Source organism: Klebsiella sp. 141203 (genome assembly GCF_032601985.1).
In the GTDB taxonomy this organism is placed as follows: Bacteria; Pseudomonadota; Gammaproteobacteria; order Enterobacterales; family Enterobacteriaceae; genus Klebsiella; species Klebsiella aerogenes.
In genome coordinates this window covers 555,834-569,485 of sequence record NZ_JAQIRL010000001.1, presented here as the reverse complement: position 1 = coordinate 569,485, position 13,652 = coordinate 555,834, and the positions used below count along the sequence as shown (strand labels likewise).

The following is a 13,652-nucleotide window of genomic DNA, read 5'->3' as shown; positions in this document are numbered from 1 at the left end:
TTGCCATGACGACGTTCCATTCGCTTAAGGTGGCGAGAGTCGAGCCGGAAACCCGCGATGCGGTGACCATCACTTTTGCGATTCCGCAAGCCCTGCAGGCGGAATACTGTTTTCGCCCGGGCCAGCATCTGACGCTAAAAGCCCGTCTGGGCGGCGAAGAACTGCGCCGCTGTTACTCCATTTGTCGCAGCCGCACGCCAGGGGAAATTAGCGTCGCGGTCAAAGCCATCGACGGCGGGCGCTTCTCGCGTTACGCCCAGCACGATATCCAGCAGGGTATGGAGCTGGAGGTGATGGTGCCGCAGGGGCATTTCGGTTATCAACCGCAGGCTGAACGGCAGGGTGAATATCTGGCGATTGCCGCCGGTTCCGGGATCACGCCGATGATGGCGATCATTAGCGCGACGTTGGCGACCGAGCCGCAAAGCCGCTTCACGCTGATCTACGGTAACCGCAGCAGCCATAGCATGATGTTCCGCCAGGCGCTGGCCGATTTAAAAGACCGCTATCCGCAGCGCCTGCAGGTGATACATCTGTTTAGCCAGGAGTCGATGGACAGCGATCTGCTACAGGGCCGCATTGACGGCGACAAACTGCGCCAGCTCGCTGACCATCTGCTGGATTTTAGCCGTTTCGACGAGGCCTTTATCTGCGGTCCGGCGGTGATGATGGATGAGGCGGAAACGACGCTGCGCGAACTTGGCGTGCCGGAGAAGTCCATTCATCTCGAACGCTTCAATACGCCAGGCGGCAATGTGAAGCGCGCTGCCGGTGTGCAGGCGGAAGGGCGCACGGTGACCATCCGCCAGGATGGGCGCGATCGGCTTATCGCCCTCAGCGCCGAAGACGACAGCATCCTGGATGCCGCATTGCGTCAGGGCGCCGATCTGCCGTTCGCCTGTAAGGGCGGGGTATGCGCTACCTGTAAATGCAAAGTGCTACGCGGTGAAGTGGCGATGGCCGCCAATTACAGCCTGGAAGCGGACGAGCTGGCGGCGGGTTACGTGCTGAGCTGCCAGTCGCTGCCAACCAGCGGCGATGTGGTGGTCGACTTTGACGCGCGGGGGATGGCATGAGTGACCTGCTGATCCACCGTCATGGCCGGGTGTTACAGCTGACGCTGAACCGCCCGCAGGCCCGCAACGCGCTGAACAATGCCCTCTTAACCCAGATTGCCGAGGTGCTGGAGGCGGCGTCAATTGATGACAGCGTCGGCGTATGCGTTGTCAGCGGTAACGCGCGTTTTTTCGCCGCCGGGGCCGATCTCAACGAGATGGCGGAAAAAGATCTGCCTGCCACCCTTGATGATATTCGCCCGCGGTTATGGGCGCGAATCGATGCCTTTACTAAACCGCTCATCGCCTCGGTCAACGGCTACGCGCTTGGCGCCGGCTGCGAGTTGGCCCTGCTGTGTGACCTGATTGTTGCCGGTGACAATGCCCGCTTTGGCCTGCCGGAAATTACCCTCGGCATTATGCCGGGCGCGGGCGGCACCCAGCGTCTGATCCGCAGCGTTGGCAAGGCGTTGGCCAGTCGGATGGTGCTGAGCGGTGAGAGTATTGACGCCCGCCAGGCGCAGCAGGCCGGGCTGGTTAGCGATATCCATCCGGCGGCGTTAACCGATGAGTATGCCCTGAAACTGGCAACCACCATTGCCAGCCATTCGCCGCTGGCGCTACGGGCGGCAAAACAGTCGCTGCGCCTGTCGCAGGAAGTCAGCCTGCAGGCCGGTCTGCAACAGGAGCGCCAGCTGTTTAGTCTGCTGAGCGCCACCGAGGACCGTCGCGAAGGCATCGACGCCTTCTTACAAAAACGTACACCGGAATTTAAAGGACGCTAATCGTGGAAGCTTTCATTCTCAGCGCAGTGGAACAGGGCGTCATGACCATTACCCTCAATCGCCCGGACCGCCTCAACAGTTTTAACGATCTGATGCATCAACAGCTGGCGGAATGTCTGAAGCAGGCCGAGCGTGATGACGGCGTGCGCTGCTTGCTGATCACCGGCGCTGGTCGCGGCTTTTGCGCCGGCCAGGATTTGAACGACCGCAATGTCGACCCCAGCGGCCCGCCGCCGGATCTCGGCCTGTCGGTAGAACGTTTTTATAACCCGCTGGTACGCCGTCTGGCGGCGCTGCCGAAGCCGGTTATCTGCGCGGTCAACGGCGTTGCCGCCGGCGCGGGCGCTACCCTGGCGCTGGGCTGCGATATCGTGCTGGCCGCGCGTTCAGCCAAATTTGTGATGGCGTTCAGCAAGCTCGGCCTGGTGCCGGACTGCGGCGGCAGCTGGTTCCTGCCGCGGGTGGCCGGCCGTGCGCGCGCGATGGGGCTGGCGCTGTTGGGCGATAGCCTCAGCGCGGAACAGGCCGCACAGTGGGGGATTATCTGGCAACTGGTGGACGATTCAGAACTGGCCGATACCAGTCTGCAGCTGGCGCGCCATCTGGCGGCGCAACCGACGTTTGGTCTTGGGCTGATTAAAAAGGCGCTGATGGCTTCTGAAACCAACAGTCTCGATGCGCAACTGGATCTTGAGCGCGATTATCAGCGCCTGGCCGGGCGCAGCGATGATTACCGCGAAGGGGTCAGCGCGTTTCTGGCCAAACGGCCACCACAGTTCAGCGGGAAATAGGCCATGACAACATCCTTAGCTACCGTGGCGGTGATTGGCAGCGGCACCATGGGGGCCGGTATTGCCGAAGTGGCCGCTGCCGCCGGACATCCGGTGCTTATTTTCGATATTAATGCAACCGCGATCGCCCAGGCGATCGACGGCATTGCCAGGCGTCTGGCATCACGTGTCGAGCGCGGCAAACTGGCCTCAGAGCAGGCCAATGCGTTGCTGGCGCGCCTGCATCCGGCCCACGATTTATCCGCGCTTGCCGACGCAGATTTAGTAATTGAAGCGGCCTCTGAACGGCTGGAGGTCAAAACGGCGCTGTTCGCACAGCTGGCGGAGATATGCGCGCCGTCAACGCTGTTGACCAGTAATACCTCGTCTATTTCGATTACCGCCATCGCCGCCGGGGTCAAAAACCCGGAGCGGGTGGCCGGGCTGCACTTTTTTAATCCGGCGCCGGTGATGAAACTGGTCGAGGTAGTGAGTGGGCTCGAGACGTCTGATGAGGTGGTAGAGCAGCTGTGCCAGTGCGTAAGCGGCTGGGGGAAACAGCCGGTGCGCTGCCGCTCAACGCCCGGTTTTATCGTTAACCGCGTAGCGCGTCCCTTCTACGCCGAGGCCTGGCGCGCGCTGGAAGAGCAGGTTGCCGCCCCTGAGGTTATCGATGCCGCTTTGCGTGACGGCGGCGGTTTTCCGATGGGACCGCTGGCATTGACTGACCTGATTGGCCAGGACGTCAACTTCGCCGTGACCTGTTCGGTGTTTAACGCCTTCTGGCAGGACCGCCGCTACCTACCATCGCTACTACAGCAAGAGCTGGCGCTGGCCGGGCGATTGGGTAAAAAGAGCGGCCACGGCGTCTATCGCTGGCCCGCCGAGACGCAGCCGGACGCGGCGCTGCCGCCGGTATCTAGTGGTGTTCAATCTATTACGGTTGTAAGTGACAGTGTCACAGAACTCGATGAACTCTTATTGTTGGAGACCGAAGGCGAAACGGCATTGGCGCTGAGCCTTAAGCATAAACGCCCGGTGGTGGTGTATGACCTGTGCGCCAGCGATACGGTGGTGCTGGCCGCAGCGGCCACCAACGCGCCTGCGGCCACTGATAAGGCCGTGCATTACTTCCAACGGCAGGGCAAGAAAGTCCTGCGTATTGCCGATTATCCCGGCCTGCTAGTGTGGCGCACGGTGGCGATGCTGATTAACGAAGCGCTGGATGCGGTGCAAAAAGGGGTCGCCAGCCCGCAAGACATCGATACCGCGATGCGCCTTGGCGTCAACTATCCGCGAGGCCCGCTGGCGTGGGGAGAAAGCCTTGGCTGGCGGCGGGTGCTGCAACTGCTGGAGAACCTGCAACACCATTATGGCGAGGAGCGCTATCGCCCCAGTTCCCTGTTGCGCCAGAAGGCGCTGATGGAGAAGCACCATGAGCAATGATCCGTGGCGAAACGCGCGCGTGATGTACGAAAAAGATACCTGCGCCAGAAAGATGGGGATCGAACTTATCGAAATGGACGACGGTTTTGCGCAGATGAGCATGACCGTCTCGGCGGACATGCTTAACGGCCATCAAACCTGTCACGGCGGTCAACTATTTACGCTTGCCGATACCGCTTTCGCTTACGCCTGTAACAGCCAGGGGCTGGCGGCGGTGGCCTCGGCGGCGAGCATTGATTTTCTTCGTCCGGCGTTTGCCGGCGACAGGCTGGTCGCCACCGCCAGAGTCAAACAGCAGGGCAAGCTGACCGGCGTCTACGACATCGAAATTGTTAATCAACAGCAAAAGATTGTGGCCCTGTTCCGCGGCAAATCGCACCGCATCGGCGGCACAATCACGGGAGAAGTGTAATGCGCGACGCCTTTATTTGTGACGGGATCCGCACGCCGATTGGCCGCTACGGCGGAGCGCTGGCCGGCGTCCGCGCCGACGATCTGGCGGCGATCCCGCTGCGTGAGCTGCTAAGCCGTAACCCCGGGCTCGACCCGGCAGCGATTGATGATGTGATTTTCGGTTGTGCTAACCAGGCCGGTGAAGATAACCGCAACGTGGCGCACATGGCGACGCTATTGGCCGGTTATCCGCATACCGTACCGGGCACCACGATTAACCGCTTGTGCGGATCGGGTCTGGATGCAATCGGTTTTGCCGCCAGGGCGATCAAAGCCGGCGATGCCGATCTGTTGATTGCCGGCGGCGTCGAATCGATGTCGCGCGCGCCATTCGTGATGGGAAAAGCCAGCACGCCGTACCAGCGTCAGGCGGAACTCTTTGATACCACGATTGGCTGGCGTTTTGTGAACCCGCTCATGGCGCAACAATTCGGAACTGACAGCATGCCGGAAACGGCAGAGAATGTAGCTGAATTGTTAAATATTAGCCGGGCCGATCAGGACGCTTTCGCCTGGCGCAGCCAACAGCGCACGGCGCAGGCCCAACGCGACGGCATTCTGGCGCAGGAAATCGTGCCGGTGCAGATCATCGGCAAGAAAGGAGCGGTCAGCGCGGTACGCGATGATGAGCATCTTCGACCGGAAACCACGCTTGAGCAACTCGCGCTATTAAAAGCGCCGTTCCGGAAAGGCGGAGTCATTACGGCTGGAAATGCATCCGGCGTTAACGATGGCGCAGCGGCGCTGATTATCGCCAGTGAACAGCAGGCCAGCGTACAGGGGCTCACGCCGCGCGCGCGTATTGTGGCGATGGCGACGGCGGGTGTTGAGCCGCGCCTGATGGGCCTGGGGCCGGTACCGGCAGTGCGTAAAGTGCTGGAGCGAGCCGGGCTCAATATTAACGATATGGACCTGATTGAGCTGAATGAGGCCTTCGCCGCGCAGGCGCTGGGGGTGCTCAGACAACTCGGCGTGCCGGATGATGCGGCGCACGTGAACCCCAACGGCGGCGCCATCGCGTTAGGCCATCCGCTGGGCATGAGCGGCGCGCGGCTGGCGCTCAGCGCCAGCCTTGAGCTGCAACGCCGGGGCGGACGTTATGCGCTGTGTACGATGTGTATTGGCGTGGGTCAGGGCATTGCCATGATCCTCGAGCGAGTGTGAGCTAATTTACCTGCGAGTACCCTACAATGATAACTACTACAAAATTAGATCCGATTGAAACCGCATCGCGTGATGAACTGCAGGCCCTGCAAACCCAGCGCCTGAAATGGACGCTCAAGCATGCGTATGAAAATGTGCCGATGTATCGCCGCAAATTCGACGCCGCCGGCGTGCACCCTGACGATTTTCGGGAATTAAACGATCTGAAAAAATTCCCCTGTACCACTAAACAAGATCTGCGCGACAACTATCCCTTCGATACCTTTGCGGTGCCGATGGAGCAGGTGGTGCGCATTCACGCCTCTTCCGGCACCACCGGCAAACCGACGGTGGTAGGTTATACGCAAAACGATATTGATAACTGGGCCAATATTGTCGCCCGTTCGCTGCGTGCGGCAGGAGGTTCAGCGAAAGATAAAATTCACGTCGCCTACGGCTACGGCCTGTTTACCGGCGGCCTTGGCGCGCACTACGGCGCGGAGCGTTTAGGCGCGACGGTGATCCCGATGTCCGGCGGACAGACCGAAAAACAGGCGCAGCTGATCCGCGACTTCCAGCCGGATATGATCATGGTGACGCCGTCCTACTGCCTGAATCTGATTGAAGAGCTGGAACGCCAGATGGGCGGCGATGCCCGCGGCTGTTCATTGCGGGTCGGCGTGTTTGGCGCCGAGCCGTGGACGCTGGCGATGCGCGCGGAAATCGAGCGCCGCCTGGGGATCACCGCGCTGGATATTTACGGTCTGTCAGAGGTGATGGGGCCGGGGGTGGCGATGGAGTGTCTGGAAACCGTTGATGGCCCGACCATCTGGGAAGACCACTTCTTCCCGGAAATCGTCAACCCGGACGACGGTACGCCGCTGGAGGATGGCGAGCATGGCGAACTGTTGTTTACCACGTTGACCAAAGAAGCGCTGCCGGTGATCCGCTATCGTACCCGCGACCTGACGCGCCTGCTGCCGGGAACCGCGCGGACCATGCGCCGCATGGATCGCATCAGTGGACGCAGCGACGATATGCTAATTATCCGCGGGGTTAACGTCTTCCCCTCGCAGTTGGAAGAGGAGATCCTCAAGTTTGAACACCTGGCGCCGCACTATCAGTTAGAGGTCAATCGCCGCGGTCATCTTGATTCGCTGGCGGTACGCGTTGAGCTGAAAGAGAGCGGGCTGGCGTTAAGTCATGAACAACGCTGCCAGATTTGCCATCAGTTGCGTCACCGTATTAAGTCGATGGTCGGGATCTCTACTGACATTACTATCGTCAACTGCGGCAGCATTCCGCGCTCTGAAGGGAAAGCCTGTCGGGTATTCGACCTGCGTAAAGCGGTGGTCAGCGGTTAATTCTCTCCCCGGTAGCCCGGCTGAGGCCTTTACGCCGTAAGCCGGGAATTTCCTGTGCTATGATTCATAAAGGAAAAATATAACAACAGAATGAATCAGATGAGTAAACTCGACGCCTTTATTCAACAAGCGGTGACGGCGATGCCGATAAGCGGCACGTCATTGATTGCCTCGCTGTATGGCGACGCCTTATTACAACGCGGTGGGGAAGTGTGGCTGGGTAGCGTCGCGGCGCTGCTGGAAGGATTAGGATTTGGCGAGCGCTTTGTTCGCACCGCGCTATTTCGCCTCAATAAAGAAGAGTGGCTCGACGTCGTGCGTATCGGCCGGCGTAGCTTCTATCGCCTGAGCGATAAAGGACTACGTCTGACCCGGCGCGCGGAACATAAAATCTATCGGGCGAATGCCCCGGAATGGGACGGAACCTGGCTGCTGCTATTGTCGGAAGGGTTAGAAAAAACGGTTCTGGCGGAAGTCAAAAAGCAACTGTTATGGCAGGGATTTGGCGCGCTGGCGCCGAGCCTGCTGGCCTCGCCGTCGCAAAAACTGGCCGATGTCCAATCGCTGCTACATGAAGCGGGCGTTGCCGAAAACGTCATCTGTTTTGAAGCCCATTCGCCGCTGGCGCTCTCAAGGGCGGCGCTGCGCGACCGCGTAGAAGAGTGCTGGCATCTCACCGAACAAAATGAGATGTACGAGGCGTTTATCGCATTGTTCCGACCGTTACTGCCGCTGCTGCGCGACAGCGAACCGTCAGAATTGACGCCGGAGCGCTGTTTCCAGATCCAACTGCTCCTTATCCATTTCTATCGCCGGGTGGTGCTTAAAGACCCGCTGCTGCCGGAAGAGCTGCTTCCCGCACACTGGGCCGGGCAAACCGCGCGGCAGCTGTGCATCAATATTTATCAACGCGTGACCCCCGGCGCGCTGGCGTTTGTCGGCGAGAAAGGTGAAAGCTCGGTTGGCGAGCTTCCCGCGCCGGGACCGCTTTATTTTCAACGCTTTGGCGGTTTGCCGGGCGTCTAAGGAGATTGCATGCCGATTTATCAGATTGATGGGCTGACGCCAGTGGTGCCGGATGAGAGCTATGTTCATCCGACGGCGGTACTCATTGGCGACGTGATCCTGGGAAAAGGGGTCTATGTTGGGCCTAATGCCAGCCTGCGCGGCGATTTTGGCCGTATTGTAGTAAAAGACGGAGCCAATATTCAGGATAACTGCGTCATGCACGGCTTCCCCGGTCAGGATACCGTGGTGGAAGAGGACGGTCACATCGGCCACGGCGCCATCCTGCATGGCTGTGTGATTGGCCGCAACGCGCTGGTGGGAATGAGCGCGGTGATTATCGACGGGGCGGTAATTGGCGAAAATAGTATTGTCGGCGCTTCTGCTTTCGTAAAAGCGAAAGCGGAAATGCCCGCTAACCATTTAATTATCGGCAGCCCGGCAAAAGCGATTCGTACGCTGAGCGAACAGGAGCTGGAGTGGAAAAAACACGGTACCCGTGAATACCAGGTGCTGGTCGAACGCTGTAAGCAGACGCTACATCAGGTGGAGCCATTAAAAGAGATGGAGGCCGGGCGCAAGCGTCTGGAATTTGACGAAAACCTGCGGCCAAAATCGTCGAGCTGAATGTTATTAATTTTTTTATTAGCTTGTTGAATATTAACGGATTCTGAATTTTACTTTGCCGTCTTTTGTCACGCAGCGGCTAAGCGCAATATGGTCCTTTGACTTTATCGAGGATTGACAATGACGCTTTACAGCGTGAAGCCTGCGTTTCAGGCGCTGCTGCGGCCAATCATGTTCTGGTTGGCGAAGCGAGCGGTCACCGCCAATCAGGTGACGCTCGCCGCCTTGTTATTATCCGTTCTGACCGGCTTAGTCCTGGCGATCTTTCCGCATTACACTCTTTACTGGATACTTCCAGTCGTTCTGTTTATCCGTATGGCGCTGAATGCGCTTGATGGCATGCTGGCCCGAGAGTGTCGTCAGCAGTCCCGACTCGGCGCGGTGCTCAACGAATTTGGCGATGTGATCTCCGATGTTGCGTTATATCTTCCTTTTTTATTGCTTCCCGGTAGCCATCCGACGCTGGTGTTAACAATGCTGCTTTGTACGGTTCTCAGTGAGTTTGCCGGAGTGCTGACGCAGGCGATTGGCGGCGTACGTAGTTACGCCGGGCCGATGGGGAAAAGCGATCGCGCTATGGTGTTTGGCGGTTGGGGGATAGCATTGAACCTGTGGCCGGACGTGGCGGTATGGAGCAATATGCTGTGGGGGCTCGTTACCTTGCTGCTTATCTGGACCATTATCAACCGCTGTTCCAGCGTTCTGCCCGGAGCCAGGGCATGACGCTATTGCTGCGTTCTCTGGCGGTTATCTTTTTGCTATTGCTATTGGCGACAGCGGTGGATGGTCTGCTGCGCTGGCGGAAGCCTGAGAAAAACTGGCGTGAGTTGACCTTACGGATCCACACCTGGTGGGTGATTATCGTCCTTTTTTCGCTGGCGTTGCTCAGCCCGCGCTGGTTGGCGCTGACCTTTTTCGCGCTGGTCAGCTTTATGGCGCTGAAAGAGTTCTTGACTCTGGTGCCCTCCCGACAGGCTGACCGCATGCCCGTACTGTGGATGTTCATCGCCATCCCCATCAACTATTGGCTAATCAGTATTGGCTGGTACGGTCTGTATATCATTTTCATTCCGGTGTACGCCTTTTTATTCCTGCCTGCGAGAATGGTTCTGGCGGGTGATACACGGGGGTTTTTACATAGCGCCGCGCAGCACCATTGGGGGCTGATGACCACCGTCTTCGCTTTTAGCCACGTGGCTTCTTTGCTGGTGTTGCCAACCAACGGTCAGCAAACCGGCGCGCTGCTGGTGCTGTTTCTGGTGGGCTTAACCGAATTCAACGACATTGCGCAGTATCTTTGGGGTAAATCATTGGGGCGGATCAAAATCACGCCAACCGTGAGCCCAAATAAGACCCTGGCCGGGTTGCTTGGCGGTATTGGCTGCACCACGCTGGCCGCATGGCTGCTGGGGCCGATAATGACGCCGCTTAACTGGCAGATGTCGTTATTGGCGGGCGCGATGATCGGCAGCGCGGGTTTCTGCGGAGATGTGGTGATGTCGGCGGTGAAACGCGATATTGGGGTGAAAGACAGCGGTACCTTGCTGCCGGGCCACGGCGGCATTCTTGACCGGCTGGACTCTCTTATCTTTACCGCACCGGTATTCTTCCATTTTATTCGTTATTCCTGCTACTGACATGATGCTAAAAAATGGCTTTAGAATGCTGTTTGCGATAGTGGTTATCTGGCCATTAGCCTGGTTGTGGCTAGGGCTGCGGGTGAAACATCGTGAGCGCCTGCCGGAAAAGGGGCCGGCGATCGTGGTGGCTAATCATAACAGCCATATGGATGTGTTCGCGCTGCTGGCGCTATTTTCGTTGCGAACGCAGAGACAAGTTCATCCAGTGGCGGCGGCGGACTATTTTTTACGTAATAAAGCGCTGGCCTGGTTCACCCCGAATGTACTGAATATTATTCCCGTAGCGCGCCGCGGGCAGGGGAAAAATCCGTTAGCGGCCTGTGAACAAGCGCTACGTGATGAACAAATCCTGATCCTTTTTCCTGAAGGTACCCGCGGACAACCGGGAGTGATAACGCCGATAAAATCAGGGCTTTGGTATCTCAGCCAAAGTTTGCCGCAGGTCGCTATTATCCCTATAGGGCTCAAAGGTACCGAACGGGTGATGGCTAAAGGCAACCGCATTCCTTTACCCCTGTTCATCGACGTCAATATTGGCGAGCCGTTATATTTCCATCCGGATAAACAGCAGTTTAAAGACCAGATAGGGCGGCAGTTACTGTTGCTCAGCGCTTCCTTTAATGGAGAAGAACCGCATGGCTGAGCCCCGCGTGGCGTAAGAACGTACCGTTGTCACCCGCGACGTTACGGCTTCATATTACTGTTGCTGGCCGGTACGATTTCCGGCGCTACCTGACTGCAGATATTGAGTGGCTAAATTGAGATAACGGGGTTGATAGCGTGACAGCTCAAGTAGATGTTTGTTGCCGCCCGGACATAGGGCGGCGAACGATATAATCAGCGCTTTTGGTTGTAAAATGAATCAATTAATTCATCAATAAACTTTTGCGCCAGCATCTCTACCGCGCCGCTACGGGTAAGCATCGCCAGGCGGGCCAGACGGTCCAGTTTACGTAGCACCGAGCGTTTAACCGACAGCGAAATAGCCGTTTTTTGATCCTTATTCAATACGACTTTACCCGAAGTTATCGGCATTTTCAGGTCGCTATTGACACGGATCGCTTCTGCCATTCGCTCCATCATCTCCTTCGTCAAGGAGCCACTAGCGACAAGTTGATAGGTATGGGCGGCTTTACTGTATTTTATTTCCGCCGCATAAGTATCACGCAACGTTTTTAGCGTTCTTGATAACGTTGGATCCGAACAACCTAGCTTTTCCAGCAGTTCCGTTGAGGGGACCGGTTGCCCGTTGCCGAGAATCAGCGCCAGTTTAAAAATGCGCTCTTGTTTACTATTTAATCTCATCCTGAGGCCATCGCATTATCCATAGTGTAGTGTGTCGGTTAATTTATCGACCCTTGGGCAAAAGCGTCTTGGGCGAATTCGCTAACGATGCCGTAATGGGCTGCTCTGGCCAGGATGGCTGCAGCCCAGTTGCGATGGGTGGCCGGTTCGCACATTGTCCCTTGAGATTTAAACACAGCCTGGCTGGAGTTAAGGATCCGTAGCGCATCAGCGTGTTCGCCGGGTGTGACCATTAGCGCGCGTTCAATCGTCAGCAATTGATTGGGATGAATAGCTGTTTTTCCGACCAGCCCGTGGGCCATATCCAGCTGCAGTTCCCGCGCCATGATCTCCTGGCTATCGATATGTTCGCAAACCGGCGCGGTAAGGGCGAAATGATAAGGAGAGAAAACGGATACCAGCATTTTGATAACGTATCCCATTGGCCCGTCGTACAGCGTCAGGTTACGCGAACGACGCAGCGAGATAACATTCATGAGATCGTTACCACCGATACGCAAGGCGATTATCCGGGCTCGACAGGGATGAGCGCTGAGTTCTACGGCAAGTTGGCGCATTTTCTCGCAATCAAATACCTCTTCGGTTTCCAGCGTTGGCATCATGCTCAGAGAAGTGCTGCCGATCGCTCGCCACCAGCCAGCCAGTGAATGGTGAGTGAATTTGGGTATGACCATGCCGTCAATGGCCGTCAAATCAAAGTTCTCGATTAGTTGTTTCGCCATGGTTAGATGTCGTGGACGAATAAATACCAGCGGCCAGAGACGGTGCTCTTGTGTTGCTTTGGCATGGGCCAGCTGTGTACAGAGCTTTTCGAGGTTTACCAGAGCGTGGTTGATATCGCTATCGCTAACCGAATCCTCAAGACAGATCACTAATGAGCGTAGTCCTTTCATTTTGCCGTCAATGATGGTTGAGGCAATATCATGGCGCGTGGCGGGCATGTATAGGGTCGCTCCCAGATTCCATGCCGAGAGACGTGTTTTCATTAAAATACCTTCTTGATAATAGTGACGGCACGGTATTGGCCGATTTCATCGCCAACTTCGCTTACGTGAATACCTTTATCGCGGGCTAACGCAATCAGTAGCGCAACATCCGGATCGTTAATGGCGCGCACCAGAACATGATCGGGTACCCTGCGAAGCACCGCTCGTGTTGCTTCTGCGATGCCTGGTTTGATGCGGTTAAGATTGTCGACGGCATATCGTTCAGCAAGGTGGAGCACTACAGTTTCGCTTTTGCGTCGAAGTCTGGCTTTCTGCGCTAAATCAGGTTTAATCCGCGCGGCGGATAGTAGCGTCTGTCGATAGTTGTCAACGGTATCAACCAGTAGCTGGCCGCATTCAAAATCAGCTAAATGATCGCATTGCACACAACCGTGAAAGCCGACCGGTGACCACAAAGAGCGAGAAATCAGACCCGATACCGGCGCGCCCATGATTCCGAAGGGGATTAACCAGTCATCGTCGGACGCGGACAACCACGCGCAGCCGCAGGGATCGGCTAACACCACCAGTCTGGGATCGGCGGGGTAGCCTTTACGGCCATGTAGCGAACGTTGCAGCTGCGAGCGAATGGCGCCTTTGCCGGTCCATCCGTCGACAAAGACGATACCTTGCGTGCCGTGACGGTGTTCAATCCAGTCAAGCGCGGCGCTATCAATACCGCGATCGCGAATGATGCTAATACCGTAGTGGAAGGACGTTTTACCCGCATCACGCAGCGCACGCTGTAGCATCACCCCTAGCGGCACACCCGCGCGCACTAAACTCACCAGTATGATAGGCGTATCAGTGAACTGCGCGATGAGCGTGTGACAGAGCTGCTGCACCTCGTTAGCCATACGTGGCGTTTCACGCTGCAGGGCCTTGGCAAAAAGATTAAGATGCCACTGACTTGGCGCGGGCTCCTGGCTGAGCAGGTCGGAATAGTGCGCTTTACCCGATTGAATCAACACCTCTTTTTCATCAACCGACGTCATGGCGATATTCACCGGACTGAGTAGAAAGCGGACGTCATTTTGCGGAAAAGCGCCGGAAAAGTGATGGAGCTCGTGCAT

General features: G+C 57.2%; 15 protein-coding genes. 12 read left to right on the top strand and 3 right to left on the bottom strand.

Going from position 1 to position 13,652, the window contains the following annotated elements; genetic code table 11:
* The first annotated feature begins 5 nt into the window (after window positions 1-5).
* The 12 genes from paaE (at window position 6) to PGR29_RS02770 (ending at window position 10,931) form a co-directional block, all read left to right on the top strand.
* Entirely contained in the window at window positions 6-1,076 is a 1,071-nt protein-coding gene (gene paaE, locus PGR29_RS02825) for a 1,2-phenylacetyl-CoA epoxidase subunit PaaE (RefSeq protein ID WP_316424019.1), read from the top strand.
* A complete protein-coding gene (gene paaF, locus PGR29_RS02820) occupies window positions 1,073-1,840 on the top strand; it encodes a 2,3-dehydroadipyl-CoA hydratase PaaF (RefSeq protein WP_213316205.1) in 768 nt (255 codons plus the stop codon). The genes paaE and paaF overlap by 4 nt, the downstream gene beginning before the upstream one ends.
* A gap of 2 nt (window positions 1,841-1,842) precedes the next feature.
* Window positions 1,843-2,631, top strand: a complete 789-nt coding sequence (gene paaG, locus PGR29_RS02815; RefSeq protein WP_316424018.1) for a 2-(1,2-epoxy-1,2-dihydrophenyl)acetyl-CoA isomerase PaaG — start codon at window positions 1,843-1,845, stop codon at window positions 2,629-2,631.
* 3 nt (window positions 2,632-2,634) lie between these two features.
* Window positions 2,635-4,056 carry a 3-hydroxyacyl-CoA dehydrogenase gene (locus tag PGR29_RS02810; RefSeq protein ID WP_316424017.1) on the top strand — a complete coding sequence of 474 codons (1,422 nt, stop codon included), beginning with the start codon at window positions 2,635-2,637 and terminating at the stop codon, window positions 4,054-4,056.
* Window positions 4,046-4,468 carry a hydroxyphenylacetyl-CoA thioesterase PaaI gene (gene paaI / locus PGR29_RS02805; protein ID WP_023279988.1) on the top strand — a complete coding sequence of 141 codons (423 nt, stop codon included), beginning with the start codon at window positions 4,046-4,048 and terminating at the stop codon, window positions 4,466-4,468. Before PGR29_RS02810 ends, paaI begins: the two co-directional genes overlap by 11 nt.
* Entirely contained in the window at window positions 4,468-5,673 is a 1,206-nt protein-coding gene (pcaF, locus tag PGR29_RS02800; RefSeq protein WP_316424016.1) for a 3-oxoadipyl-CoA thiolase, read from the top strand. Before paaI ends, pcaF begins: the two co-directional genes overlap by 1 nt.
* A gap of 26 nt (window positions 5,674-5,699) precedes the next feature.
* Window positions 5,700-7,016 carry a phenylacetate--CoA ligase PaaK gene (gene paaK / locus PGR29_RS02795; RefSeq protein ID WP_004224503.1) on the top strand — a complete coding sequence of 439 codons (1,317 nt, stop codon included), beginning with the start codon at window positions 5,700-5,702 and terminating at the stop codon, window positions 7,014-7,016.
* 99 nt (window positions 7,017-7,115) lie between these two features.
* On the top strand, window positions 7,116-8,042 hold the full coding sequence (paaX, locus tag PGR29_RS02790) for a phenylacetic acid degradation operon negative regulatory protein PaaX (protein ID WP_026612287.1): 927 nt from the start codon (window positions 7,116-7,118) through the stop codon (window positions 8,040-8,042).
* 9 nt (window positions 8,043-8,051) lie between these two features.
* Window positions 8,052-8,648, top strand: a complete 597-nt coding sequence (gene paaY / locus PGR29_RS02785; RefSeq protein WP_113373226.1) for a phenylacetic acid degradation protein PaaY — start codon at window positions 8,052-8,054, stop codon at window positions 8,646-8,648.
* A 120-nt stretch (window positions 8,649-8,768) separates the two neighbouring features.
* A complete protein-coding gene (locus tag PGR29_RS02780; RefSeq protein WP_087859466.1) occupies window positions 8,769-9,371 on the top strand; it encodes a CDP-alcohol phosphatidyltransferase family protein in 603 nt (200 codons plus the stop codon).
* Window positions 9,368-10,285, top strand: coding sequence for a phosphatidate cytidylyltransferase (locus tag PGR29_RS02775; RefSeq protein ID WP_087859467.1), 918 nt, complete (start codon window positions 9,368-9,370; stop codon window positions 10,283-10,285). The genes PGR29_RS02780 and PGR29_RS02775 overlap by 4 nt, the downstream gene beginning before the upstream one ends.
* Window positions 10,286-10,289: 4 nt before the next feature.
* The gene (locus tag PGR29_RS02770) at window positions 10,290-10,931 is read left to right on the top strand and encodes a lysophospholipid acyltransferase family protein (RefSeq protein WP_410477025.1); all 642 of its coding nucleotides are present in this window, start codon (window positions 10,290-10,292) and stop codon (window positions 10,929-10,931) included.
* Between the two features lie 194 nt (window positions 10,932-11,125).
* On the opposite strand, the gene PGR29_RS02765 is transcribed toward PGR29_RS02770, so the two are convergent.
* Genes PGR29_RS02765 through PGR29_RS02755 form a run of 3 tightly spaced genes read right to left on the bottom strand, consistent with a single transcriptional unit; the run spans window position 11,126 to window position 13,652 of the window.
* Window positions 11,126-11,593, bottom strand: coding sequence for a tellurium resistance protein TerW (locus tag PGR29_RS02765; protein WP_316424014.1), 468 nt, complete (start codon window positions 11,591-11,593; stop codon window positions 11,126-11,128).
* 38 nt (window positions 11,594-11,631) lie between these two features.
* Complete coding sequence (locus PGR29_RS02760; RefSeq protein WP_113373230.1) at window positions 11,632-12,579, bottom strand: HpcH/HpaI aldolase/citrate lyase family protein; 948 nt, start codon at window positions 12,577-12,579, stop codon at window positions 11,632-11,634.
* Window positions 12,579-13,652 carry a cysteine protease StiP family protein gene (locus PGR29_RS02755; RefSeq protein WP_316424013.1) on the bottom strand — a complete coding sequence of 358 codons (1,074 nt, stop codon included), beginning with the start codon at window positions 13,650-13,652 and terminating at the stop codon, window positions 12,579-12,581. Before PGR29_RS02755 ends, PGR29_RS02760 begins: the two co-directional genes overlap by 1 nt.

Excerpts from the sequence above, each read along its gene's own strand:
- paaE (WP_316424019.1), top strand. The coding sequence starts at position 6 with ATGACGACGTTCCATTCGCTTAAGGTGGCGAGAGTCGAGCCGGAAACC.
- paaF (WP_213316205.1), top strand. The coding sequence starts at position 1,073 with ATGAGTGACCTGCTGATCCACCGTCATGGCCGGGTGTTACAGCTGACG.
- PGR29_RS02810 (WP_316424017.1), top strand. The coding sequence starts at position 2,635 with ATGACAACATCCTTAGCTACCGTGGCGGTGATTGGCAGCGGCACCATG.
- paaI (WP_023279988.1), top strand. The coding sequence starts at position 4,046 with ATGAGCAATGATCCGTGGCGAAACGCGCGCGTGATGTACGAAAAAGAT.
- pcaF (WP_316424016.1), top strand. The coding sequence starts at position 4,468 with ATGCGCGACGCCTTTATTTGTGACGGGATCCGCACGCCGATTGGCCGC.
- paaK (WP_004224503.1), top strand. The coding sequence starts at position 5,700 with ATGATAACTACTACAAAATTAGATCCGATTGAAACCGCATCGCGTGAT.
- paaX (WP_026612287.1), top strand. The coding sequence starts at position 7,116 with ATGAGTAAACTCGACGCCTTTATTCAACAAGCGGTGACGGCGATGCCG.
- paaY (WP_113373226.1), top strand. The coding sequence starts at position 8,052 with ATGCCGATTTATCAGATTGATGGGCTGACGCCAGTGGTGCCGGATGAG.
- PGR29_RS02780 (WP_087859466.1), top strand. The coding sequence starts at position 8,769 with ATGACGCTTTACAGCGTGAAGCCTGCGTTTCAGGCGCTGCTGCGGCCA.
- PGR29_RS02775 (WP_087859467.1), top strand. The coding sequence starts at position 9,368 with ATGACGCTATTGCTGCGTTCTCTGGCGGTTATCTTTTTGCTATTGCTA.
- PGR29_RS02770 (WP_410477025.1), top strand. The coding sequence starts at position 10,290 with ATGCTAAAAAATGGCTTTAGAATGCTGTTTGCGATAGTGGTTATCTGG.
- PGR29_RS02765 (WP_316424014.1), bottom strand. The coding sequence starts at position 11,593 with ATGAGATTAAATAGTAAACAAGAGCGCATTTTTAAACTGGCGCTGATT.
- PGR29_RS02760 (WP_113373230.1), bottom strand. The coding sequence starts at position 12,579 with ATGAAAACACGTCTCTCGGCATGGAATCTGGGAGCGACCCTATACATG.
- PGR29_RS02755 (WP_316424013.1), bottom strand. The coding sequence starts at position 13,652 with ATGCACGAGCTCCATCACTTTTCCGGCGCTTTTCCGCAAAATGACGTC.